Origin of the sequence: Collimonas pratensis (assembly GCF_001584185.1) — a bacterium.
Lineage (GTDB): Bacteria > Pseudomonadota > Gammaproteobacteria > Burkholderiales > Burkholderiaceae_D > Collimonas > Collimonas pratensis.
In genome coordinates this window covers 3,450,391-3,473,705 of sequence record NZ_CP013234.1, presented here as the reverse complement: position 1 = coordinate 3,473,705, position 23,315 = coordinate 3,450,391, and the positions used below count along the sequence as shown (strand labels likewise).

The window sequence follows — 23,315 nt, the reverse complement described above, 5'->3', positions numbered from 1 at the left end:
GAATCATCGTTATGGTTTCAGCTTCACGTTGAACGCTTCGCCGGTGGCGAAGAAGGCGCCGCCGGACAGGTAGTGCAACGAATGCTGGTCGGCGCTGGGGAAGTGCCAGCGGCCTTCTGAAAACGCCGCGGCATCAGCCCAGGCGGCTACCACCTCGGCGATGAACAGATCGTAGCGCTGTTCATTATGCGGCTCCGGAATGACCTTGCATTCCAGCCACGCCAGGCAGCCCGACATCAGCGGTGCGCCGATTTCCTGCGCCGGAAATGTGGCGATATCCAGCGCCGCAAACTTGTCGCCCTCGCGCCCTGAGCTGGAACCCACCGCCAGCGTTTGCTCGGCTTGCGCGCGGGTAGGAACGTTCAGTGCGAATTCGCCGGAGGCTTCCACCAGCTCGCGCGTCAGCGTGCTCTTGTCAATCACCAGCAAGACTTTCGGCGGATCGAAATCCAGCGGCATCGCCCACGCCGCCGCCATCACATTGCTGACGCCGGCATGGGCGCTGGTGACGATGGTGGTAGGGCCGTGGTTCAGCAGGCGATAGGCTTTGGCGAGTTCTACAGCTTGGATGTTTTGCATGATGGCTTCAGGAGTAGGATACGTCAGCACAGTTTATCCGACTCCCGGATTTTCAGTGCGATGGGCTGGATTGCCACAGCCGGAGCCATGTTTCAGGCAATCGCATGTTTTTGCAAATAGCTGGATTTGTGCTTGACACGGCCATTCCTTCATCGATAAACTTCGGGCATTGCATTATATGGAGGTCCATTGTGGACTCAGGTTCTAATAGTCGAAGTGGATGGGCGATCAGCCCGGCACAGCACGCATAGCAGTAGCAGACCTCCCTCCGCTACGACTCTGCGTACGCCGAGTTGTAGATGCGATCAGCAAGACCGCACTTTAAATCCCCATCTAGTCATTTAATCCGTTTGTTCCGGGTATTCCGGTTGTTCCGCCGTTTCTGCCATGCAGCGACGAGATTTTGTTGCGCCCGCCCTTGTGGCTGTGTCCGCGCTGACTGATCACGTCCGCGTTATTGCCGAATGCAGAATGCCGGCCCCAGGAGATTGGCATGGTTTATTTTTTCAGGCACCTCGTTGCCGCTCCACGCTGTCTGAGCGCTATTGTTCAGGCGATCCGCCCACCAGCTGCCGGCCGCTCTGGCTGCCGCCCCAGCGCGTTTATAAAGGATTTTTGACATGGACTGTCCCCCAGTTGTCCCTCACGTAAAACATCTTTAATACGCAAGCGGGGCGCGCAAGGTTTGCATTTCCAGTCTGTTGCATAGCCAACGGCTCTAGTCCGCCGCCTCAGCTCGCCTTCGATCACGGCTCCTCATCCGCAGAGCCGTTATGCAAACACGTCTGTCGAGGCTCATCATGACTATCAAATCATTCATCAACGCGCAAAAAAAACGCGTCACAGAAACTTCGTCCAAGGGCTGGACTTTCGGCTGGACATCTTCCCAGGCCGCCAGCCTTGCCCGCCATACCGGTAATACGCGTTCCGAAAAATCCCGCCAGCCGGCGCAGAACTGCGGCATGTACGGCACGCTGATAGGCGGCAACGGCCGTTAAGGAACAATCATGCATCAGTACTTTTTAAACGCAAGAAATGCGGTGCTGCTGGCGCTGCTTGCAGCGCTGGCCTGGCTGCTCATCCTGCTGCACCTGTTGTCGCCGCTGGCGGCGCACAGCAAGCCGCAGGTGCACGTGGCGCCCATCTTCATGCCGCAGTAATCATCAACTCCAGCTTCGTTGCTGAAGCATCCGTTCAACCCTGACCATTGCAAGGAACCACATGGAAGACGATAGCGAAGGTGGCGATAGGCCGCCCGCTTGGATAGTCAGCGCGATAGCCACAGCGGGCGACCTTCGCCCCAGTTTTACGACCAACCGAACACGCTTAGCCGTGGCGCGGCAGGGGATAGTGTTGTCTGAATAAAGACAGGATTTTCCCGTGCTGTCCTTACGGCACAGGAAAATCACATGAATCAGACAGCCAAGAACAAAGCGGGCAAGCCCAAGCAAAAGCAGAAAGGGTTCATTTCCGGATCCTCTGCGCCGGAACAGAAAATCTCGATGCGCGTCGTCGAAGAATCCGGCAAGCCCATTCAAGCCACCTTTAACCGTACCAAAACCTCGCCTTTCGGCCTGTTTAACCATGACGCCGCCGAACGCCTGCAACGCTCCGGTCCCAATGAAGTAGCCCACGACAAGGCGCCGCACGCCTTGGTGCAGCTGGCCTTGTCTTTCAAAAATCCCTTCGTGATCGTGCTGCTGATACTGGCCAGCATCAGCTATATCCTCGATGTCCACCTGGCCGAGCCGGACGAGCGCAGCTGGAAGGGCGTGATCATCCTGCTGACGATGGTGACCATCAGCAGCCTGTTGCGCTTCTTCCAGGAATACCGCTCGAACAAGGCGGCCGAACGGTTGAAATCGATGGTGCGTACTACCGCCATCGTACTGCGCCGTAGCAATGATGCTGCCAATCCTCAGCGTCAGGAAATCCCGATGCGCGAGCTGGTGGTGGGCGACATCGTCAGCCTGCAGGCCGGCGACATGATTCCGGCCGACATCCGCCTGTTTGCCTCGCGCGACTTGTTCATCAGCCAGGCGGTGCTGACCGGCGAAGCGCTGCCGATCGAGAAATACGACACGCTGGGCGCGGTGGCGCAGAAATCAGCCGATGCCAATCCCGCAGCCGATAACCAGGCCGATCTGCTTGACCTGTCCGATATCTGCTTCATGGGCACCAACGTAGTGAGCGGCACTGCCACTGCCGTCGTGGTGGCGACCGGCGCCAATACCTATTTCGGTTCGCTGGCCAAGAATGTGGTCAGCCACAAGCGCATCGAAACCAGTTTCGACCGCGGCGTCAGCAGTGTTTCCTGGCTGTTGATCCGCTTCATGCTGGTGATGGTGCCTATCGTCTTCATGATCAACGGCGTCACCAAGGGCGACTGGATGTCGGCGCTGACCTTTGCGCTGGCGGTGGCGGTCGGCCTGACGCCGGAAATGCTGCCGATGATCGTCTCGGCCAACCTGGCCAAAGGGGCGATGGCGATGGCGCGCCGCAAGGTGGTGGTGAAGCGTCTCAACTCGGTACAGAACTTCGGCGCCATGGACGTGCTGTGCACCGACAAGACCGGCACCCTGACGCAGGACAAGATCATCCTGGAACGGCATCTCGATATCAGCGGCAACAAGGATGAAAGCATCTTGCAGCTGGCGTGGCTCAACAGTTTTCACCAGAGCGGGCAAAAGAACCTGATGGATATCGCCATCGTCAGCCATGCTGACCAGCACGGTGCGGCCGCCAAGCTCCTGCAGTACAGCAAGATCGACGAGATGCCTTTCGATTTCGTGCGCCGCCGCTTGTCGGTGATCGTCGAAGACCAGGGCGGTGCGCAGCTGATGGTGTCGAAAGGCGCCGTCGAAGAAATGCTGGCGGTCTGCAGCCATACCCAGCAGGGCGAGGCAGTGCAGGTATTGGATGCGAAGGCCCGCACAGCGCTGTTGGAAAAGGCGCGCGAATACAATGAAGAAGGTTATCGGGTATTGATCGTCGCCACGCGCCAGATCGATCCCGCCCATGCCAAGGCGCAGTACAAGACGGAAGACGAGGCGCAGCTGGTGGTGCGCGGCTTCCTGACCTTCTTCGATCCGCCCAAGGACTCGGCGGCGCCGGCGATCAGCGCCCTGCAGGAATACGGCGTCGCGGTCAAAGTGCTGACCGGCGACAACGCCATCGTCACGCTCAAGGTATGCCGCGATGTCGGCCTCGATCCGGGCACGCCGCTGGTCGGCCAGGAAATCGAAGCGATGTCCGAGCAGCAGCTCAACGAGGCGGTGAAATATACCACCGTGTTCGCCAAGCTGACGCCGCTGCAGAAATCGCGGGTGGTCAAGGCGCTGCAGGCCAACGGCCATACGGTCGGCTTCCTGGGCGACGGCATCAATGACGCGCCGGCGCTGCGCGACGCTGACGTCGGCATCTCGGTCGACAGCGGCGCCGATATCGCCAAGGAAACCGCCGACATCATCTTGCTGGAAAAGAGTTTGATGGTGCTGGAAGAAGGCGTGGTCAAGGGACGTGAAACCTTCGGCAATATCCTCAAGTACCTGAACATGACAGCCAGCTCCAATTTCGGCAACGTGTTTTCGGTGCTGGTGGCCTCGGCCTGGCTGCCATGGGAGCCGATGCTGGCGGTGCATCTGCTGATCCAGAACCTGATCTATGACATCTCGCAGATGATGCTGCCTTGGGACAAGATGGATGAAGACTTCCTCAAGAAACCGCGCAAATGGGATGCCGGCAATATCCGCCGCTTCATGATCTGGATCGGCCCGACTTCATCGGTGTTCGATATCACCACTTACATCCTGATGTGGACTGTATTCGGCGCCGGCGCCATGTATGCAGCGGACGGCGGCAGCGCCGGCCAGAACATCATGAATTCCGGCTGGTTCATCGAAGGCCTGGTGTCGCAGACACTGGTGGTGCACATGCTGCGTACCCGCAAGATTCCGTTCATCCAAAGCACGGCGGCGCTGCCGGTATTGCTGTCGACCGCGATTGCCATCGGCATCGGCTGCTACCTGCCGTTCTCGCCGCTGGCGGCATCGATCGGCTTCGTCGCGCTGGATAAGTCGTATTTCTATTGGCTGATCGCCACCATGGTCGGCTACATGATCCTGGCGCAAACCGTGAAGACCATCTATATCCGCCGTTACGGCCAATGGTTCTGAGCCTGTATTAACACCGTAGGGTGGGCACCTGTGCCCACGTGTGACGTGTGCCCATCGAGGGACCGTGCGTATTTACCGTCACGCGTGGGCAGAAAATCTGCCCACCCTACATAAATTATCGGAATACACTATGAAAGTCTTATTGAGCATTATCGGCAGCAGCTGCGCCTTGGCGTTTTCTCCCGCGATCCAGGCCCAGGCCGAGATTCCCGCAACTGAAAAAAAAGCCGCTGCGCCAAGTTCCGTGGTGTTTTACGGCGTGCTGGATGCCGGCGTCACCTTCGTCAACAATGAAGGCGGGCATGGCAACACCAAGCTGGACACCGGCGTGATGGAGCCGAACCGCTGGGGCGTCAAGGGCGTGGAAGACCTGGGCGGTGGCCTGAGCGCCGTGTTTCAGCTGGAAAGCAGCTTCAACCTGGACGATGGTTCCTTGTCCTCGCAAGGGACGATGTTTGACCGGATGGCGATGCTTGGCCTGAGCAACCGCTACGGGCAGCTGACCATGGGCACCCAGTACGATCTGATCAACGACTATGTCACGCCCTTCAACATCAGCGCCACGGCTAGCGGCTACGCTTCACACCAGGGTAATTTCGACCGCATCGCCGGCAACGCCATCCAGCGCTCGATCAAGCTCGCCAGCGCCGATTTCGACGGGCTGACCTTTGGCGCGCTGTATTCATTTGCCGACAAGAGCGCCCATCCGGACGAAAATGACAGCGAAGGCGCCGGCAGTGGCACGGCTTGGAACCTTGGCGCCCACTATGCGCGCGGGCCGTTTTCTGCCGGTGTTGCTTATATGCGGCTGAACACGCCGCGCGGCACGCAGGCGATCGGGCCCTATCCAAGCCTGGGCCTGACCCAATTCCTCGGGCAGCCGACTTTTGCCATCGATGGCGGCAGCGGTGAACGGGTGCCGCTCAAAAACATGGCGATCGACAGCCAGAAGATCTTCGCCATCGGCGCTGCTTATGACATGGGGAAGTTGACCGCCATGGCGAATTTTGCCGATATCGAGTTCCGAGGCTATGGCCAGGTATCGGATCTGCGCCTGATCGAAATCGGGGGGCGCTACCATTTCGACGCGGCACTGGACGGCACGCTGGGCTACCAGCGCATGCATTTCGAAGGCACCAAGGCGAACCAGCTGTCGCTGGGGCTGGATTATCACTTGTCCAAGCGCAGCGATCTGTATGTGTCAGCCGATTACCGGCGGGCGTCGCATGGCGTGGATGGCGTCATCGGCAATTCGTTCGGGCCGTCCAGCAATAGCGAACAGGGATTGCTGCGGGTGGGGATGCGGCATGTGTTTTAAGGCGTAGTCATCTGGGGTCAGAGTCGACTTTCGCGGCGTTTTATCGCGAAACTCGACTCTGACCCTACATGACGGATTAGGAGAAAGAATGGGTGCGCCAGGTGTTTTTTGCCAGCGCAGACGTATGCGCTCCGTAGCCCGCTAAGTGGGGTCAGAGTGAAGTTTCTGCAAAAGGCGCGCAGAAAGTTCACTCTGACCCCAGTTAGCTACGTGGTTTAAGCACGACGAAAAGCGGGTGACGATTTTGTCGCGTCTTACGAGTTATCAACGAGCCTTACTGCGTCTTCGTCACTTTACTCAAATGCCGCGGCTGGTCGGGATCCATGCCGCGCGCTACCGACAGCTGCGCGGCCATCACATAGAAAGCCTGGATCGCCACGATCGGGTCGAGGTCTGGGGTGGCGGCAACCGGCAAAGTCAGATCACGCGCCGCCACGTCGGCGGGTGCGGCCAGCAGTACCTTGGCGCCGCGGCCGCGCATTTCGTCGGCTAGCTTGAGCAGGCCGGCCTGGGTCGGTCCGCGGGTGGCGAAGATCAGCAGCGGATAGCCTTCGTCGATCAGGGCCATCGGGCCGTGCTTGATTTCAGCGCCACTGAAGGCTTCCGCCTGGATCGCAGAGGTTTCCTTGAATTTCAATGCCGATTCCAGCGCCAGCGGCAAGCTGATGCCGCGGCCGACTACCATGATGCGGGAAGAGGGCGCCAGCACGTCGATGGCCGGGCTCCAGTCGAGTTCGGTAGCGGCAGTCAATGCCTGCGGCAGGGCTTCAATGGCGGCCAGGAAGGCGGCGTCATCCTGCCAGTGTGCGGTGAGGCGGGCGGCAGCCACCAGGCTGGTGATGAAACTCTTGGTGGCGGCCACGCTCAGTTCGGCGCCGGCATGCAGCGGCAGCGCCCATTCGGCAGTGTCCGCCAAGGGCGAAGCGATATCGTTCACGAGTGCGACAGTGGTGGCGCCGCTATCGCGGAAATAGCGGATCGGTTCGATCACGTCCGGGCTCTGGCCCGATTGCGAAATCGCAATAGCGAGCGCATCGCGGGCGATCAGCGGCGCCTTGTTGAGCGTCACCAGCGACAGTGGCAGCGAAGCGACGATGCGGCCCAGGCGCGCCATGATCAGGTAGGCGCAGTAATTGGCGGCATGGTCGGAGCTGCCGCGCGCCACGGTCAGGATGCTGGACGGCGGCGCGGCGCGCAGGCGCTGGCCGAGTTCGGCGTAGCGCTCGCGGTCCTGGCTGAGCTGCAAGGCGACATGTTCTGCCGCCGAGCGGGCTTCTTTAAGCATCAACGAGGTCAATTCTTTCTCCTTCTACATACACTGCTTTGAGTTTGAGCTGGTGGTCGAGCACCAGGATATCGGCGAAACAGCCTTCTTTCAGACGTCCGCGTTCTTGCATGCCAAGATAGTCGGCCGGATAGGTGGAGACCCGCAGCGAAGCTTCGGCGATTTCCAGCCCGAGCGACACCAGGTTGCGCAGCGCCTGATCCATGGTCAGCGTGCTGCCGGCCAGGGTGCCGTTGTCCAGCCGCACGCCGCCCAGGCATTTGTGCACCACCTGGCGGCCCAGCATGTAGTCGCCGTCCGGCATGCCTGAGGCGGCGGTCGAATCGGTGACGCAGAACAGGCGCGGTATTGCTCGCAGCGCAGTCTTGATGGCGCCCGGATGGACGTGCAGCAGGTCCGGGATCAGCTCGGCATATTCGGCATGCGCCAAGGCGGCGCCGGCCATGCCCGGCTGCCGGTGATGGAAAGAGCTCATCGCATTGAACAAGTGGGTGAAGCCGGCAGCGCCGTTTTTCAGGGCGGCGACGCCGTCTTCGTAAGTGCCCAGGGTATGGCCGATCTGCACCCGCATGCCCAGTTGCGACAAGGTCTTGACCAGCGCCATGTGGCCGTTGATTTCCGGTGCAATGGTGATCAGTTTCAAGGGCGCAAAGCTGCGCAGCCAGTCGATCTGCTCGACCGTGGCGGCAATCGCGAAATCCGGCTGGGCGCCGAGCTTGCCCGGATTGATGTAGGGGCCTTCCAGATGCGCCCCCAGCACGCGCGCACTGCCGGCACGGCGCCCGCGGCAAGCCTTGCCGATGGCGCCCAGCGCCGCTTCCAGCTCTTCCAGCGGCGCCGTCATGGTGGTGGCCAGCATGCTGGTGGTGCCGTGCTGGGCGTGCAGGCGCGAGACCACGTGGACGGCATCGCCGGCCTCCATGATGTCCTGGCCGCCGCCGCCATGCACGTGCAGGTCAATAAAGCCAGGCAGGATGTAGTCGCCTTGTTCCGGCGGTTGTTCCAGCGCCTCGCCGCTGATCTCGGTGATCATGTCGCTGAAGCCGATGCTGCCGGCGACCCAGCCCTCGGTGGTCAGGACATTGCCATGCAGTTGTGTCAGGTTGCTGGTGGTATTCATGCTTGTTCCCCTGCGAGCTCTGTTGCGAGTTGACGGCGCAGCAGCAGCAGTGCGCCGGCTGCGGCGCCGGCGCGCGGCGTGATCGCGCGTGATTTCAAAGGTTCCGGCAGATACGCCTGGAGCGGAGCGGCCAGGCCGCCGCAGAGGGCGATCGGCAGCTGTTGCGACGGGTCCAGCGCCAGCGCGATCTGGTCGATTTCGACGCCGGCCTTACGCAAGATGGTCTGCGCCGCCGGATCTTCGGCGGCATGGGTCACCACCAGCGGCGCCAGCTGGGCGAAGATGCTTTGGTTGGCGCTGTTGACCCAGGCGATCACCCGTTCCCGGTTCTGGCTGTTGCTGAAGTCGTCGGCGCCGCCGCAGAAGCGGACGATGGCCCGGGCCAACGGTCCGGCAACGGCACGGCCATCCAGCGCTCGTTCGACATGGTTGGCGGCGCGCAGGCCGATCCAGCCGCCGCTGGCTTCGTCGCCGGTCTGGAAGCCCCAGCCGCCGACTTCAAGGCGGCTGCCGTCGGCCAGCAAGACTTCACCGACGCTGCCGGTGCCGATCGCCACCACTACGCCGGGCTGGCCCAGGTGCGCGCCCAGCAGGGTGGTGAAGGCGTCGGTGCCGATGGCCAGCGCGCCGAAGCCAGGGTTCTGCTCGGTGAACTGGTTCGCCCATTGCGGGTTGTTGATTCCCGACAAGCCACAGCCGGCAGCAATCGTCGCATACGGCGGGCGCACAATGCCTGCCGCCAGGAAGGCGTTATCCAGCGCCGTGACGATAGCGCACCAGGATTTGCTGGTGCCATGCATCAGGGCTGACGGTCCGCTGCTGCCGTCGGCGACATGGCTGCCGTCCGGGCGTTCCACCCGGACCACGGTCTTGGTGCCGCCGCCGTCGACCCCGATCAGATATTCGAATGCTGTTTTCAACTCAACTCCCACGCCTTTTTGAAGGCGCATAGTGTATCTATTTATTTAGTTGTTTTTATTGTTTGGATGAAATCATATTCCCCGGTTTCAATCTTTCCAGGGCCAGGCCCTGGGCGTCGAACACGTGAAACGCGCTGCTCGGCGCCGACAAGGTGACGCTGTCGCCGATATGCACCGGATTGTTGCCGTCGCCGCGCACCAGCAGGTCTTGGCCGTCCTGTAGTGTGACATAGATGAAATTCGCTTCGCCCAGGTGCTCGACGATACTGACCTTGCCGGTAAACACTTCACCACTATGCGCGTTTTCCAGGATATGTTCAGGGCGCAGGCCGACCGTCACTGCATCGCCAGCCTTAGTCGCGCCGGCTGCAACGTCGGCGCGGATTTCCTGGCCGTTGCCGAGCTTGATGTGTAAACAGTCGGCTGCTACCGAGCTGACCGTGCCATTGAACAGGTTCATCTTCGGCGAGCCGATGAAGGTCGCCACAAACAGGTTTTTCGGACGCTGGTACAGCTCCAGCGGCGAGCCGGCCTGCTGGATGAAGCCGTCGTTCATCACCACGATCTTGTCGCCCAGGGTCATGGCTTCGACCTGGTCATGGGTGACGTAGACGATGGTGGCTTCCAGCTGCTTGTGCAGCTTGGCGATTTCCAGCCGGGTCTGCACCCGCAGGGCGGCATCCAGGTTGGAGAGCGGTTCGTCGAACAGGAACAGTTTCGGCTTGCGCACGATGGCGCGGCCGATGGCGACGCGCTGGCGCTGGCCGCCCGATAGCTCGCGCGGCAGCCGATCCAGCAGATGGTCGATTTTCAGGATGCCGGCGGCATGGCGGATGCGCTGATCGATGGCGGTCTTGTCGGCGCCGGCGATCTTCAGGCCGAAAGCCATGTTCTTGTACACCGTCATGTGCGGATACAGGGCGTAGCTCTGGAACACCATGGCGATGCCGCGCTCGGCCGGCGGCAGGTGGTTGACCACGCGGTCGCCGATCGACAGTTCGCCGCTGGTGATCGATTCCAGGCCGCACAGCATGCGCAGCAGGGTCGATTTGCCGCAGCCGGAAGGGCCGACCAGCACGACGAATTCGCCATCCTTGATTTCCAGGTTGAGATCGGCCAGCACGTTCTGCTTGCCGTCGTAGGATTTTGTGAGTTGCTTGACGCTTACATTTGCCATTGGAGGTCTCGTTTCTGCTTTGTCTGCTTTGTCTATTACTTGACCGCGCCGGAAGTCAGGCCGCGTATCAGTTGTCGGGAGAAGATGACGTACATGATCAGGATCGGGATCACGGCCAGCGAGAGCGCCGCCAGCACCGAATTCCAGTCAGTCACATACTGGCCGATGAACTGCTGCACGCCGAGCGTGACGGTCTTGGTTTCATCCGAAGGCGCCAGGATCAGCGGGAACCACAGATCGTTCCAGGCCGGGATCATGGTGAATACCGCCACCGTGGCGATGGCCGGGCGGATCAGCGGCAGGATGATCTGGAAGAAGATCTTGAATTCGCCGACGCCGTCGCAGCGCGCCGCATCCTTCAGTTCCTTGGGGATCTGGCGGATGAATTCGGACAGGATCATCACCGCCAGCGGCAGGCCCTGCGCGGTGTAAACCAGGATCAGCGCGGTGCGGGTGTTGATCAGGTCGAGGCTCACCACCAGCTGCAGGATGGAGACGGTGCCAAGACGGATCGGGATCATGATGCCGAGCGCCAGGTAGAGCGCCATCAGGCGGTTGCCGCGGAACTTGTATTCCGACAGCGCCCAGCCGGCCATGGCGCCGAACAGCACGATCAGCACCAGCGAGCCGAGCGTGACCACCAGGCTGTTGCCGAAGTAGAGCATGAAGTTGGTGTTGTGCAGCACCTTTTCAAAGCCGATCAGGGAGAACGAATCCGGGGTCGGAAACGCCAGCGGGTTGTCGAAGATGGCGTCGCGCGATTTGACCGAATTGATCAGGATCAAGGCAATCGGGAACAGCGCGATCACGGCATAGGCGCACAGCACCACATGGACCCAGATGCGGCCCAGGTTGGCAAAGCGGCTGCGCGCAAATAGCGGCACAGGCGTCGGCGCCGGCGCCGAGCTTGCGGCGGAAGAGAGCGAGGAGATGGATGTCATGATAAGTCCTCGTTACAGTTCGTAGCGTGTCAGCTTGCGCTGCACGAAGTAGAAATAGCTGGCGACGCCGAGCAGTATCACCAGGAACATCAGGGTGGCGACTGCCGCCCCCATGGTCGGGCTGCCGATCTGCGCCTGGTAGCCGAAGAAGGTACGGTAGAAGAAAGTACCCAGGATATCGGTGGTGTAGTTCGGTCCGGCCAGCGCGCCCTTGACCGAATAGATCAGGTCGAAGGCATTGAAGTTGGCGACGAAGGTCAGGATGGTGACCAGGCCCAGGGTCGGCAGGATCAGCGGCAGCTTGATTTGCCAGAAGATGCGGAACGAGCTGGCGCCTTCTGCATAAGCGGCTTCCAGCACTTCTTCCGGCACCGCCAGCAGCGCCGCGTAGATCAGCATCATCGGAATGCCGACATACTGCCAGACCGAGATCAGGCCGAGCGTCAGCAGCGCGCTGCTTTCCTGGCCCAGCCATGGCGCAAAGTAGTCGCCCAGGCCGACGTGTTGCATCAGGCCCTCGCCGACGCCCCACAAGGGCGACAGGATCAGTTGCCAGATAAAGCCGATGATCACCACCGACAGCAGCGTGGGCAGGAAAATCAGGGTACGGTAAGTGCGCGCGCCACGCAGCCCTTTCAGGCTGAAGAGGGTGGCCAGCAGCAAGCCGATCGGATTTTGCAGCAGCATGTGGATGGCGAAGAATTTCAGGTTGTTCAGCATGGCGTTCCAGAACGCCTTGGACCAGTCCGAATCGAACAGGATGGTATGGTAATTGGCCAGGCCGACGAAGCGGTGGACACCGGCATCGTTGCTGGTGTAGAAGCCGAGGCGCAAGGTGTCCAGCAAAGGCAGGGCGCTGAACATGGAATAGATGATGACCGCAGGCGCCAGGAACACCACGATGTGCCAGGGGAAGGTCTTTTTTTGAAGATTCATTCTGGTTTTCTTTGAATGCAAGTTCACTCGCAGGCGCAGCAATCTCACGGGGGAGATCGTGAAGACGACTCCGGCCCGCTGAGCGAACTCTGAAATACGAACGTGATGGCGGCTTATTCTTGTGTGCGGGTGCCGTTCTTCACGGGCTCACCTTTTGCGGGCTGCAACAGCTAAATCAAGAGCGCCTGTCGCGTATCCGACCCGCATGGCGGCGTTGCACATGCTCGCAATAGTCTCGCTATTGCTCCGCTGTGCGCCTTGCCCTGCGCGCCGGATACGCGCCCTTCGCTCTCGATTTAGCTGTTACAGCCCGCTGCGGCAAGCCTTGGATGCTAGTGTAGTACTTCTGGAGTAGTGTTTCTGGCGAAGCGCTACGCTAGCTGGCTTGTCGACAAAGGATGGGGTTATCTTAACCTCATCCTTCGCCAGACGATAGCATTAATGCAATGAAAGCTTATTGCTGCGGCTTGTACCACTTGGCGAAGCCGGCTTGCACCTGTGCTGCAGCGTCCTTAGGCGCCAGTTTGCCGTTCAACACTTGCGCGTTGACGTTCCACAGCTGGTTTTCCATGCTTGGCTCGCCGCGGTTCAGGATCTGCGAGTTCAGGCGGATGGTCGACGAGCAGGACTTGCGCCAGTCGATCATCTGCTTGGCGACCGGATCCTTGACCGAGATCAGGTGATCCGACAGCGAGAAGAAGCCGGTGACCTTGTTGGTGTAGATGTCGGCAAACTCTTGCGAACCGAGCCAGGCCAGGAACTTGTAAGCATCTTCCTTGTTCTTGGACTTCTTGTTGACGCCCATGCCGATATCGTTATGGTCCGAGATGTAGCACTTGTCGCCGGCCTTAGGCACCGGCGGTGGGAAGGCGCCCATCGAGATCTTGGAATTGTCGTTGAAATAGGCGATATCCCAGGAGCCGGCAGGATAGATCGCGGCTTTGCCGAGGGCGAACTGGTTCTGGCTGTCGCCATAGGTTTGCGAGCTGGCGCCCTTGTTCAGGTATTTGCCGAGCCGGGCTTCATATTCGAAAGCGTTGACGAAGTTAGGATCGGTGAATTTTTCCTTGCCGGCGATGAGCGCCTTGCGGCCTTCTTCGCCCTTCCAGTAGTTAGGACCCAAGCCGGTGAAGATGATCTGGCTGGATTCCCACTGGTCGTTGGTGCCCAGCGCCAGCGGCGCGTATTTGCCGTTGCTCTTGATGGTGTCGAGCACCTTGAAGAATTCAGCTTCGGTCTTAGGCGGTTGCAGGTTCAGGTCTTTGAAGATCTTCTGGTTGTACAGGAAGCCGTGGATCACGGAAGCGATCGGCATGCAGAAGGTGTCTTTGCCGTCATCGGTCTGCCAGGCAGTCTTGGCGGAGGCAGGGAAGTGTTCCATGCCCGGCTTGCCGTCCAGCTTTTCCAGGTTGCCCTTCTTGTACAGGGACAGGGAGACGTCAAACGGACGACAGGCGATCAGGTCGCCGGCGGTGCCGCCAGCCAGTCGCGCCGACAGGCTGGAGTCGTATTCGGTTGGCGCGGTAGGCGCAAATTTGACTTCGATGCCCGGATTCTTTTTCTGGAAAGCCGGGATCAGCACGGTTTCCCACAGGGTCTTGTCGTCGACGCGCCAGCTTTCGATGGTCAGCGTGCCGGCTTGTGCCGTGCCGAAGGTCGCCAGGGCGATCAGTACGGCGTTGCGGATGGTGCGGATTCGGTTTTGCATCTAAGTCTCCTCTTGGATTTTTATCGGATTGGATTTTGCGGCCCTCTATGCAGAGCAAACCGCCGCGAACAGACATTAGCACCATAAAAATTGTGCCGCCATCTTTCGTCCGGATTGGCCGCATGATTTTCATAAGCTATTGATTTTATTGATGAAAGATTAGATTGGCAGGTTTTAGCGATTACATATCTTTACACTCTGCCCAATGAAATTTTATGCTCTCATGCGACAACTATCCAGAATACTTGCGTTAAGGTAGTGCTGTTGGAAAAGATAACTTTACGAAAACTTACGTTTCTTTACAAAACGAGAACGACGCTAACGTTGCCCGCGGGACTTGCGCTATAGTCACACGCGTTGTGGGGAGACCAAGCTAGTGTTTGTAGTTCATAAAAATATCAACAAGGCACACATGATTGATACGCGACTGCCGAAACGGCTCTCGGGGCAAGGCACGGATAACGGGGGAAGGTGGCTGACAGCCTATCGCAACTGGATAGCGTTGCTGGCGTTTGGCTGTCTGTTGAGCGGCGCCGGCAGTGCGGCAGGCGCCGCCGGCTTGACGCCCGCTGTCGGCGCCAGCCAGCCGCCGGCTTCCTTGCAGGTGCTGCACTGGTGGACTTCGGCCGGTGAGCGCAAGGCGGTTGACGTCATCGCCGGCAAGCTGGCCGACGAAAATATCCAGTGGCGCGATGCCGCCATCCCCGGCGGCGCCGGCCTCGGCGCCAGCAAGGTGCTGAAGAGCATGGTGTTGGCCGGCAAGGCGCCGGAAGCGACCCAGCTCAACGGCATCGTGTTCGGCGAATGGGCGGATCTCGGCCTGCTGCTGGAACTGGACGACGTCGCCACGCCCGGCAACTGGCAAAAGCTGCTGTTCCCTACCGTCTGGTCGCTGGTGCTCAACCGCGGCCACGTGGTGGCGGCGCCGCTCGGCATCCATCGGATCAACAACCTGTTCTATAACAAGAAAATCTTCGATCGCCTGAATTTAACGCCACCGAAGACCTGGGCCGATTTCGGCCGGGTCGCCGACAAGCTCAAGCAAGCCGGCATCACGCCGCTGGCGCAAAGCAGCGAAGCCTGGCAGGTCGCCACCTTGTTTGAAACGCTGGTGCTGGCGGAAAGCGGTCCGGCCTACTACCGTTCGCTGTTTGTCGATCTCAATCCGCTGGCCTTTGGCGACCAGCGCATGACGCATGCGCTGAAACGCTTGCGCGCCCTCAAGGAGTGGATGCCGACGCCGCTCAGGGAACGGCCCTGGCCCGACATGACGCGCCAGCTGGCTGACGGCGAGGCCGCCATGTTCGTGATGGGCGACTGGGCCAAGGGCGAACTGCTGGCCTGGGGCCTGAACACCGACCAGGACTTTGCCTGCACTACAGTGCCCGGCACCGCCGACTACCACCTGTATAGTGTCGATACCCTGGCCATGTTCGCCGGCGATTATTCGCACCAGCCGGCACAGGAAAAGCTGGCGCAGATCATCATGTCGCAGCCGGTGCAAACCGCATACAATCAGCTCAAGGGCGCGATCTCGGTGTGGCGTGCGCCGGATTTGTCGAAAATGGACAGCTGCGCGCGCGCCTCTTGGGCCGCGTTCAGCAAGGGTAGTGCCTACCAGGCGCCGAGCCTGGTGCACCGCATGGCCGCTGATGAAACCGCCAAGGACGCCATCGTCGCCGAAGTGCATCGTTACTTCATCGACGACAAGATGTCCGAGAGCGATGTCCAGCGCAAGCTCGCCAGCATTGCGCGGACCGTGACGAAAACAGGAAAATTGGAATAATGCGCAAGATACTCATCGTTGACGACGACCAGAAAACCCGGACGCTGCTGAAAGCCTACCTGGAAAAGAACCAGTACGAAGTGCGCCTGGCGCATAACGGCGAAGCTTTCCTGGCCGAGTTCCAGCGTTATTCGGAAGAACTGTCGCTGGTGATCCTGGACGTGATGCTGCCGGATACCGACGGCTTCGCCTTGTGCAAGACGGTACGCCGCAAGTCGAACGTGCCGATCATCATGCTCACCGCCAGCTCCGATGAAACCGATCGCGTGGTCGGCCTCGAGCTGGGCGCCGACGACTATATCGCCAAGCCCTACAGCCCGCGCGAACTGCTGGCGCGCATCAAGGCCATCCACCGCCGCAGCGGCATCGACAGCACGGCGGCGCCGCGCTATTACCGCTTTGTCGGCTTCACCCTGGATACGGTGGAGCGTACCCTGAGCGATCCTGACGGCCAGCTGGTGGCGCTGACCGGCCTCGATTACCAGCTGCTGAAATATTTTGTCGAACATCCCGGCGATGTGCTGGATCGCGGTGTGCTGTGCGAAGAAACCCGTGGCCGCGATGTCGGCCCGCTGGACCGTTCGCTCGATGTGCAGATCAGCAAGCTGCGCCTGCGCCTCAACGACGGCGGCAAGGATCCGCATTTGATCAAGACCGTGCGCGGCGTCGGCTATGTATTCTCGGCCGATGTCACGGCCGCGCACAGCTGACGCCATGTCGAGAGCGAGCTGGTCGGCCGGCTACAACCGGCTGCTGTCCTGGCTGTTGCCGCATACGCTGCTGGGCCGCCTGTCGGTGGTGATGGTGTTCGGCGTGCTGGTGACGCAGCTGGCCGGCGGCCTGATCTGGTCGGCGCAGCTGCGCAGCAAGGCCGAAGTCGAGACCAGGACCGCGTCCCAGCATCTGGCCCACAGCGCCGCCAGTGCGGTCCGTTTTTTCATGAGCCTGCCGGCCAACTACCGGCCGATCCTGATCCAGCAGTTGCGCGAGATGGGCGGCACGCGCTTTTTCGTCAACACCAACGACGGTCCGATCACCATCCACAAGATCGGCGACAATCCGCTCGCCAACATGGCGCTGGGCGAGATCGGCGCGACCCTGAAAACCGACCTGCCGTTCCTGCCCGGCTTCCGCCTGGCGTTTGCCTGGCCCGACGACTTGATAGTCTCCAGCGACGGCCTGAAGGTGGCGGACCTGCCGGACAGCTGGGTCCAGCATACCTTGCTGATCAAGCCGAATCCGGCGCCGGTGCTGGTGATCCAGACCGAGCTGGAACCCGGTAACTGGCTGTACCTGGCGGCGCTGATGCCGAATCCGTATTTCCTTGATACCGACAATCCTTTGTCGGCCGAACGCCTGCTGCTGCAGGGCGTGTCGCTGGCGACCGTGCTGCTGCTGTCGATCCTGGTGGTGCGCTGGACCACGCGGCCGCTGGCGGCGCTGTCGGACGCCGCCGATGCCTTTGGCAAGGGTGAAGCGCCGCCGGAACTGCCGGAAACCGGTAGCCGTGAATTCGTCAAGACGGCGCGCGCTTTCCGCGCCATGCGCGAACGCATCAAGCGCTACCTGGATGACCGCGAACGCTTGTTTGTTTCGATCTCGCACGATCTACGCACCCCGATCACGCGCCTCAAGCTGCGCACCGAACTGCTGGACGACGAAGAGCTGCGCAGCGAATTCCATGAAGACCTGGACGAGCTCGACATGATGGTCAAGGGCGCTTTGCAATCGGTCAAGGATAGCGACATCCATGAGAATCGCACCGAGGTGCGGCTCGATGCCCTGATCCTGCGCATGATCCGCGATGCCCGCATGGCGGGGCACGAGGTGGCGTTCAGCGAATCGGGGCTGACGGTGATGGCCAAGCCGCTGGCGCTCAAGCGCGCCATCGGCAACCTGTTCGATAACGCCCTGCATTACGGCCAGAAGGTGGAAGTCTCGGTCGCCAGCCTGATCAATGAGTCGGGTGCGAATATCCAGATCCAGATCCGCGACCATGGCCCAGGCGTGCCGGAAGAAGCCTTGCTCAGCTTGTTCGATCCCTACACGCGGCTGGAGCATGGACGCGACCAGAATGCCGGCGGCATGGGGCTGGGGCTGGGGATCGCGCGCAATATCGTGCAGGCGCACGGCGGCGAACTGCTATTGCGCAATCATCCGGATGGCGGCCTGGTGGCAACCATTGTCTTGCCGCAGACTTGATCGGATTGCGCCGATCGGCAGGGCGGTGTTCTTTAGCAGTTCTTGGGGGTGAGCCGGTCGATGAGCTGCGCATGTTCCAGGTTGTGGCGCCGGAACGCGCCGACGTCTTCCTGGCCAGCGATCTTGAACTTGGCGAACTCGAACGGCCCTCTGCATTCGCAGGTGACCAGGCCATATTCTCCGCTTGGATAGGCGCCGAACCAGTCGCCGAATCCGGCGGCATTTTTTTCGATGACGACGTCGTTGTCGTCAGTCACCGCTTCCGCCGATTTCCAGATGCCGTCGGCAGTAATCTTGGGGATGACCAGCGAGTCGCCCGAAATCAGCTTGAATCTCTCTTCGGTGTCCTGCAGGCTGTGCCAGCTGGAAATCGCCTGTTCCGGCAGCAGATAGAAAATCACGGTGTACGCCTGGTTGCGAATGAATTCGCGGTAGAAACCGCCTTCCGGATGGGTTTCCAGCGCCAGGCCGTGCCGGATATGTGCGGCAGTCAGGCGCTGCTGCGCGGGCAGGGCGTGCAGTGTTTCCAGGTAATGCTTGATGTTGAGCGCCTCGGCCGGCAAACCGCCGGCGCCGGCCGCAATGAGCTGCTCCAGCTCTTCAAGATAAGCACTCAAATGCTGGATCAGTCTTGCGGGCGTGTACATGCGTTTTCCTTTTTTACAGGCCGAAGGAGTAGTCGAGTAGGGTGGGCACCCGTGCCCACGCGGACGGAACTTGCTACCGCGTGGGCAAAAGAACCTGCCCACCCTACGATGTCAATGCAACGGCATGGGATGTAGCTTTTCATTACAGGCCGAAGGAATAGTTCTTTGCCACGTGCAGCGCGGCTTCGCGCAAATCGTGGGCGAGCTCGGAGCGGATGCCGCCGCTAGGGTAGGCCAGTACATACTTGTAGGTGATGTCGGCCTTGAAGGGCCGCGTGACGACGCCGTGCGGACGCCAGATCTTGGCTGCGAACGGTTCCACGATGGCCACGCCGAAGCCGTTGGCGACCATGGCATAGCGGGTGTGCGAGGTGTGGGTCTGGATCGTGTAGTTGGGGCGGATCGCCGCTGCCTTCAGGGTCGACAGTTCGCGGTCGTAGGATTGGGCGCTGTTGGGCATCCAGCCGATGACGTTTTCGCCGTCCAGGTCTTCCGGCAGGACGATCTCCTTTTGCGCCAGCGGATGGGTCGCCAGCATCGCGCACAGCACGGTGGCTTCCATGATCGGTTCGACTTCGATGCCGGCGAATGGCGGAAACGCCAGGCTGAGCGCCATGTCGACCTTGAGATCCTGCAGGCTGACCAGGATTTCAGGCACGGTGCAGCTGTCGATCTTGACCGAGACATCCGGATGCTGCTTGAAGAAGCGTTGCAGCACTTCCGGCAGCAGGGTGGTGGACAGCACCGGCAGGCAGGCGATGGTCAAGCCTTCCGGCGCTTCATGGCGGATGTTGCCGGCTACCTGCATCAGGCGCTCCAGGCCCAGGAAATTTTCCTCCACCGCCTTGTAGAAGCGTACCCCGGCATTGGTCGGCTCCAGCCGGCCCTTGGCGCGGTTGAACAGGCGGAAGCCGAGATCGGCCTCAAGATCGGCAATCAACCGGCTGATTGCCGGCTGCGTCACGTGCATGCGGCGGGCGGCCGAGACGCTGGTGCCGGAGATCATCAGCGAACGAAAGGCTTCGATTTGGCGGAAACGAATCATGATTGTTATGTCAGGGCAAGAGTGCGGTCTCGTGCGTGCATGGCGCTGCTAAGGTATAAGCGCTGCAACAAAAACCATCCGAGATAGCGTTGGAGACTGCTATAACAAACGGCTATGGCACATACGAATTTGTGAGTGGACATGATATTCCATTCTTGTGACACTGTGTGCACTGAAAATGTTGTTGTGCACCACAGCAATCAACGTTTGTCACATGGATTTTTGATTGAACCACGGTTCAATGCTGACTCAGGCTGATCGGCGCCGTCGCCTGAACTGAAGATTTCTGGTTATGTCCAGATTTGCCCACAAGGCGCCCTGCATGTAGAGATTTCGAGGCCCTCACAAGGTGGCTTTCGGATCCGGGGGTTAGATCGAACCCCGTCCCACGTCTCCCTGCACCTTTCTGTACCTGCCGTTCTGCACCTGCCGTTCTGCACCTGCATTACGCGCCGCATCCTGCTTTTGTGCACCCTCTTTGTACTCCTCGCTTTTATACTCCCCCGCTTTTATACTCCCTTTCCCACTTTGTTCCTGGCCCCGGTTTGTTCTCGCCGTCAGCGGATGAAATAGCCTGAGACTTTCCAGCTGCCGTCTTTTTCACGCATGGGCGTAATCGTCTCCTGCGCCGACTTCTTGTTTTCGAACTGGGTCTCGTACTGGATCACGACGTATTCGCCGTCCGGCGCGCCGGGCAGGGTGGTCGCATACTCCGTGCTTTTGAGCTCGCGCGTCTTGACGCTGCCAAGCGGCGCCCGCAAGGAACGCACGCCGGTCTCCCAGGTGTTCTTGGAAATGCCGGTCTTGAAATAGGTGCCGGCGCGTTCCCAGCTCTCGCCGTATTTGCCGGCGTCGGTCAGCGCGATCCATGCCTTGGCGGCGGTTTCAGCCTGCTTGAAAATTTCGGCTTGCGGGTCGGCAGCAAAAGAGGGGGCTGCGCTTGCCAGCAGCATGGCGGCGGTTAGCGCTAGTATGGTTTTCATTTTCCGTTTCCCCCTGGATGAGTTCCGTAGGTCGCACAGATGGTGGATGCATAGCTTGCCGGTACGCTCAGATCATAGGGGTTGCGCCAGCTATTTGCAATGCAGCTCTACAGCCGATGCCGCCGGGTAACGAAGTGCAGCGACGAGATTGAAAAACAACATTCTCAGGGTTTGCATTGACACATATAATGAGAATCATTATTGTTTCGATCTTTGCTTAGGCCCTAACTCACCGCTAGCCAGTATCTCCCGTTCCCGACCATGTCGCGTAGCAATAGAACAGCCAGTGCGGACATGACGCGTACCAGGAGAATAAACCGCATGGCAGCCCTCGAACTTCCCCAGACTCTGAATCCCACGCGCTGCTCGGCTGCCGTTACCTTGGCGCTGGCGGTGCTGGCCTTGCCGGCGACGCTGCATGCGCAACAGGCCGACGTGCCGACCGCTGCCGCTGAAGAGCATACGCTGGAATCGATCCAGGTCAGCGGCGACTGGCTCGGCACCGGCCTGCAAAACAGCGTCAAACGCTATCCCGGCGCGCGTACCGTCGTCAAGAAAGAGGATATCGAGGATTCCGGCGCCGCCAGCATCGGCGACGTCATGCGCCGCATTCCCGGCGTCCAGGTCAGCGACAACTCCGGCTCCGCCGGCAGTGCAATCGCGCTGAATATTGGCGTACGCGGCCTGGCTGGACGTTATTCGCCGCGCTCTACCGTGCTGCTCGACGGCATCCCGATGGCGGTGGCGCCCTACGGCCAGCCGCAACTGTCGTTTGCCCCGGTCAGCCTGAACAACATCGAATCGATTGACGTCGTGCGCGGCGCAGGCTCGGTCCGTTTCGGGCCGCAGAACGTCGGTGGCATTATCAATTTCAAGACCCGTGCGATTCCGACCGAACCCGGTTTCAACGGCGACGCTACCGTGCGCACCAACAACTACACCGAGGCGGGCGGCGCCGAGCGCCAGTACAGCGCCTTTGTCGGCAGCCAGCTCGATAACGGCCTTGGCCTGGCAGTGCTGTATTCCGGCGCCGACGGTTCCGGCTGGCGCGCCAACAGCGGCGAGACGGTCAACGATTTCGCCTTGAAATACCGCTACCAGCTGAGCCCGAGTTCGGAGATCTACGGCAAGCTGTCGTACTACGATGTGCGCTCGCAGACGCCGGGCGGCCTGACTGCGGCGCAGTATGCCGCCAATCCTTTCCAGAACACCCGGCCCACCGATTTCTGGAGCGGCACGCGCAAGGGCGCCGACATCGGCTACCTGAATACGATTTCCGATACCCAGGAATTCGAGATCCGCACCTACTACAGCGAGAGTTTCCGCCAAAGTACGCTGATCAGCGGCAAAGTCCTCGGCCATCAGCCGCGTACCTACCAGACGCTCGGCATAGAGCCGCGCTATACGCAACGCTTCAACTTCGGCGGCAGCACCAACGATGTCACGGTCGGCTACCGTTATATCCGGGAAACCGGCAACGATCAGGTCTACAACACCTTGGTGGCGACCGGGATCGCGGCGCCGCTGTCCAGTTCTTACGATAATTTTACCGGCGCTCATGCGGTCTATATCGACGACAAGATTGCGCTGGGCGACTGGCGCATCACGCCCGGCATCCGCTACGAGCATATTCGTTCAACCCGCACCGACGTCCTCAATGGCCCGGTATTCCCGATCGATAACAACAAAGCCTTGCCGTCGCTCAGCGTGGCCTATCTGCTGAACCAGAACCTGACGCTGTTCAGCAATTACAGCAGCTCGTTCGGCCCGGTCCAGAACACCCAGCTGACTGCAGCCATCGGCGGCAATCCGCTGGTGCCGGAAGTGGCGAAGACTGCTGAAATCGGTGCGCGCTGGAAGAGTGCACAATTGTCGGCGGAGATCACCGCCTTCGATATCCGTTTCGATAACCAGATCCAGCAAGTGGCTGGCAGTTCACCGGCGGTGTTCCAGAATATCGGCGCTACCCGCCACGACGGCATCGAGACCGCGCTCGACTATGCTTTCGACAAGGCGGGAGCCCTGGCTGGCCTGAGCGTCTACGCCAACTACACCTACACCCGTGCCTTGCAGAAATCCGGCCCGACCGCCGGCCTCGACGTGCCGTTCTACTCGCGCAACACCGACACCATCGGCGCCCGCTACGCCGTCGGCGCCTGGGGTTTCGATCTGTCGACCACGCATCAAAGCCGGCAGTTTGCCGACAACGCCAACACCATCGCCGAAAGCGCGAACGGCGGCAACGGCGAGATTCCCGGCTTCCGCACCTGGAACGCGCAAGTCAACTGGAAGGTGCCTGGCCTGAAGGGGACGGAACTTCTGGCCGGCCTCAACAACCTGACCGACAAGCGTTATTTTACCCGCACCACCGATTCCAATATCGGCAAGCTGGTGGGTGCGCCGCGCATGGTGTACGTGCAGGGCCGCATCGCCTTCTGATATATAGCGGAACCGGGGCGGGTAGTAAAAGAATGGAAGCCAGTGTGATGGGCT

At 60.4% G+C, this 23,315-nt stretch carries 19 protein-coding genes; 8 read left to right on the top strand and 11 right to left on the bottom strand.

Annotation, left to right across the window (positions count from 1 at the left end):
• Nucleotides 1-9: 9 nt before the first annotated feature.
• Nucleotides 10-579 carry a flavin reductase family protein gene (locus tag CPter91_RS15535; protein ID WP_061941799.1) on the bottom strand — a complete coding sequence of 190 codons (570 nt, stop codon included), beginning with the start codon at nucleotides 577-579 and terminating at the stop codon, nucleotides 10-12.
• Nucleotides 580-1,379: 800 nt separating this feature from the next.
• On the opposite strand from CPter91_RS15535, the gene CPter91_RS15530 reads away from it, so the two are divergent.
• From CPter91_RS15530 to CPter91_RS15520, 4 genes are all read left to right on the top strand, one after another.
• On the top strand, nucleotides 1,380-1,577 hold the full coding sequence (locus CPter91_RS15530) for a hypothetical protein (RefSeq protein ID WP_061941797.1): 198 nt from the start codon (nucleotides 1,380-1,382) through the stop codon (nucleotides 1,575-1,577).
• A gap of 9 nt (nucleotides 1,578-1,586) precedes the next feature.
• Nucleotides 1,587-1,739 (top strand): hypothetical protein, encoded by a 153-nt coding sequence (locus CPter91_RS26980; RefSeq protein ID WP_167595178.1) that lies wholly within the window; start codon nucleotides 1,587-1,589, stop codon nucleotides 1,737-1,739.
• Nucleotides 1,740-1,988: 249 nt separating this feature from the next.
• Nucleotides 1,989-4,754: a magnesium-translocating P-type ATPase gene (gene mgtA, locus CPter91_RS15525; protein ID WP_082792870.1), complete on the top strand. Its 2,766-nt coding sequence runs from the start codon at nucleotides 1,989-1,991 to the stop codon at nucleotides 4,752-4,754.
• Nucleotides 4,755-4,884: 130 nt separating this feature from the next.
• Nucleotides 4,885-6,072: a porin gene (locus CPter91_RS15520; protein WP_061941795.1), complete on the top strand. Its 1,188-nt coding sequence runs from the start codon at nucleotides 4,885-4,887 to the stop codon at nucleotides 6,070-6,072.
• Between the two features lie 274 nt (nucleotides 6,073-6,346).
• On the opposite strand, the gene CPter91_RS15515 is transcribed toward CPter91_RS15520, so the two are convergent.
• The 7 genes from CPter91_RS15515 to CPter91_RS15485 all read right to left on the bottom strand — a co-directional run bounded on the left by CPter91_RS15515 (nucleotide 6,347) and on the right by CPter91_RS15485 (nucleotide 14,159).
• A complete protein-coding gene (locus CPter91_RS15515) occupies nucleotides 6,347-7,357 on the bottom strand; it encodes an SIS domain-containing protein (RefSeq protein ID WP_205631715.1) in 1,011 nt (336 codons plus the stop codon).
• Nucleotides 7,350-8,477, bottom strand: a complete 1,128-nt coding sequence (gene nagA, locus CPter91_RS15510) for an N-acetylglucosamine-6-phosphate deacetylase (RefSeq protein WP_061941793.1) — start codon at nucleotides 8,475-8,477, stop codon at nucleotides 7,350-7,352. Before nagA ends, CPter91_RS15515 begins: the two co-directional genes overlap by 8 nt.
• Nucleotides 8,474-9,397 carry a glucosamine kinase nucleotide-binding domain-containing protein gene (locus tag CPter91_RS15505; protein WP_335340101.1) on the bottom strand — a complete coding sequence of 308 codons (924 nt, stop codon included), beginning with the start codon at nucleotides 9,395-9,397 and terminating at the stop codon, nucleotides 8,474-8,476. The genes nagA and CPter91_RS15505 overlap by 4 nt, the downstream gene beginning before the upstream one ends.
• A 55-nt stretch (nucleotides 9,398-9,452) precedes the next feature.
• Nucleotides 9,453-10,574, bottom strand: a complete 1,122-nt coding sequence (locus CPter91_RS15500) for an ABC transporter ATP-binding protein (protein WP_061941789.1) — start codon at nucleotides 10,572-10,574, stop codon at nucleotides 9,453-9,455.
• 35 nt (nucleotides 10,575-10,609) lie between these two features.
• Nucleotides 10,610-11,515, bottom strand: a complete 906-nt coding sequence (locus tag CPter91_RS15495; RefSeq protein WP_061941787.1) for a carbohydrate ABC transporter permease — start codon at nucleotides 11,513-11,515, stop codon at nucleotides 10,610-10,612.
• Between the two features lie 12 nt (nucleotides 11,516-11,527).
• Nucleotides 11,528-12,451: a carbohydrate ABC transporter permease gene (locus CPter91_RS15490; protein ID WP_061941785.1), complete on the bottom strand. Its 924-nt coding sequence runs from the start codon at nucleotides 12,449-12,451 to the stop codon at nucleotides 11,528-11,530.
• A 454-nt stretch (nucleotides 12,452-12,905) separates the two neighbouring features.
• Nucleotides 12,906-14,159 carry an ABC transporter substrate-binding protein gene (locus CPter91_RS15485; protein ID WP_061941783.1) on the bottom strand — a complete coding sequence of 418 codons (1,254 nt, stop codon included), beginning with the start codon at nucleotides 14,157-14,159 and terminating at the stop codon, nucleotides 12,906-12,908.
• A gap of 412 nt (nucleotides 14,160-14,571) precedes the next feature.
• On the opposite strand from CPter91_RS15485, the gene CPter91_RS15480 reads away from it, so the two are divergent.
• The 3 genes from CPter91_RS15480 to CPter91_RS15470 are packed head-to-tail and all read left to right on the top strand — an operon-like array spanning nucleotide 14,572 to nucleotide 18,147.
• Nucleotides 14,572-15,945: an ABC transporter substrate-binding protein gene (locus tag CPter91_RS15480; protein WP_082792869.1), complete on the top strand. Its 1,374-nt coding sequence runs from the start codon at nucleotides 14,572-14,574 to the stop codon at nucleotides 15,943-15,945.
• Nucleotides 15,942-16,655 carry a response regulator gene (locus tag CPter91_RS15475; RefSeq protein WP_269465479.1) on the top strand — a complete coding sequence of 238 codons (714 nt, stop codon included), beginning with the start codon at nucleotides 15,942-15,944 and terminating at the stop codon, nucleotides 16,653-16,655. Before CPter91_RS15480 ends, CPter91_RS15475 begins: the two co-directional genes overlap by 4 nt.
• A gap of 4 nt (nucleotides 16,656-16,659) precedes the next feature.
• On the top strand, nucleotides 16,660-18,147 hold the full coding sequence (locus CPter91_RS15470; RefSeq protein WP_099047210.1) for an ATP-binding protein: 1,488 nt from the start codon (nucleotides 16,660-16,662) through the stop codon (nucleotides 18,145-18,147).
• 32 nt (nucleotides 18,148-18,179) lie between these two features.
• On the opposite strand, the gene CPter91_RS15465 is transcribed toward CPter91_RS15470, so the two are convergent.
• From CPter91_RS15465 to CPter91_RS15455, 3 genes are all read right to left on the bottom strand, one after another.
• Complete coding sequence (locus CPter91_RS15465; RefSeq protein WP_061941777.1) at nucleotides 18,180-18,794, bottom strand: cupin domain-containing protein; 615 nt, start codon at nucleotides 18,792-18,794, stop codon at nucleotides 18,180-18,182.
• Nucleotides 18,795-18,936: 142 nt separating this feature from the next.
• Complete coding sequence (locus tag CPter91_RS15460) at nucleotides 18,937-19,839, bottom strand: LysR substrate-binding domain-containing protein (protein ID WP_061941775.1); 903 nt, start codon at nucleotides 19,837-19,839, stop codon at nucleotides 18,937-18,939.
• 557 nt (nucleotides 19,840-20,396) lie between these two features.
• Nucleotides 20,397-20,822 carry a DUF4019 domain-containing protein gene (locus CPter91_RS15455; protein ID WP_061941773.1) on the bottom strand — a complete coding sequence of 142 codons (426 nt, stop codon included), beginning with the start codon at nucleotides 20,820-20,822 and terminating at the stop codon, nucleotides 20,397-20,399.
• Between the two features lie 321 nt (nucleotides 20,823-21,143).
• Between CPter91_RS15455 and CPter91_RS15450 the strand changes: the two genes are divergently transcribed.
• Entirely contained in the window at nucleotides 21,144-23,261 is a 2,118-nt protein-coding gene (locus CPter91_RS15450) for a TonB-dependent receptor family protein (RefSeq protein WP_061941771.1), read from the top strand.
• Nucleotides 23,262-23,315: the final 54 nt, after the last annotated feature.

Excerpts from the sequence above, each read along its gene's own strand:
- CPter91_RS15485 (WP_061941783.1), bottom strand. The coding sequence starts at position 14,159 with ATGCAAAACCGAATCCGCACCATCCGCAACGCCGTACTGATCGCCCTG.
- nagA (WP_061941793.1), bottom strand. The coding sequence starts at position 8,477 with ATGAATACCACCAGCAACCTGACACAACTGCATGGCAATGTCCTGACC.
- CPter91_RS15520 (WP_061941795.1), top strand. The coding sequence starts at position 4,885 with ATGAAAGTCTTATTGAGCATTATCGGCAGCAGCTGCGCCTTGGCGTTT.
- CPter91_RS15460 (WP_061941775.1), bottom strand. The coding sequence starts at position 19,839 with ATGATTCGTTTCCGCCAAATCGAAGCCTTTCGTTCGCTGATGATCTCC.
- CPter91_RS15450 (WP_061941771.1), top strand. The coding sequence starts at position 21,144 with ATGGCAGCCCTCGAACTTCCCCAGACTCTGAATCCCACGCGCTGCTCG.
- CPter91_RS26980 (WP_167595178.1), top strand. The coding sequence starts at position 1,587 with ATGCATCAGTACTTTTTAAACGCAAGAAATGCGGTGCTGCTGGCGCTG.
- CPter91_RS15490 (WP_061941785.1), bottom strand. The coding sequence starts at position 12,451 with ATGAATCTTCAAAAAAAGACCTTCCCCTGGCACATCGTGGTGTTCCTG.
- CPter91_RS15495 (WP_061941787.1), bottom strand. The coding sequence starts at position 11,515 with ATGACATCCATCTCCTCGCTCTCTTCCGCCGCAAGCTCGGCGCCGGCG.
- CPter91_RS15530 (WP_061941797.1), top strand. The coding sequence starts at position 1,380 with ATGACTATCAAATCATTCATCAACGCGCAAAAAAAACGCGTCACAGAA.
- CPter91_RS15515 (WP_205631715.1), bottom strand. The coding sequence starts at position 7,357 with ATGCTTAAAGAAGCCCGCTCGGCGGCAGAACATGTCGCCTTGCAGCTC.
- mgtA (WP_082792870.1), top strand. The coding sequence starts at position 1,989 with ATGAATCAGACAGCCAAGAACAAAGCGGGCAAGCCCAAGCAAAAGCAG.
- CPter91_RS15455 (WP_061941773.1), bottom strand. The coding sequence starts at position 20,822 with ATGAAAACCATACTAGCGCTAACCGCCGCCATGCTGCTGGCAAGCGCA.
- CPter91_RS15480 (WP_082792869.1), top strand. The coding sequence starts at position 14,572 with ATGATTGATACGCGACTGCCGAAACGGCTCTCGGGGCAAGGCACGGAT.
- CPter91_RS15470 (WP_099047210.1), top strand. The coding sequence starts at position 16,660 with ATGTCGAGAGCGAGCTGGTCGGCCGGCTACAACCGGCTGCTGTCCTGG.
- CPter91_RS15535 (WP_061941799.1), bottom strand. The coding sequence starts at position 579 with ATGCAAAACATCCAAGCTGTAGAACTCGCCAAAGCCTATCGCCTGCTG.
- CPter91_RS15500 (WP_061941789.1), bottom strand. The coding sequence starts at position 10,574 with ATGGCAAATGTAAGCGTCAAGCAACTCACAAAATCCTACGACGGCAAG.
- CPter91_RS15465 (WP_061941777.1), bottom strand. The coding sequence starts at position 18,794 with ATGTACACGCCCGCAAGACTGATCCAGCATTTGAGTGCTTATCTTGAA.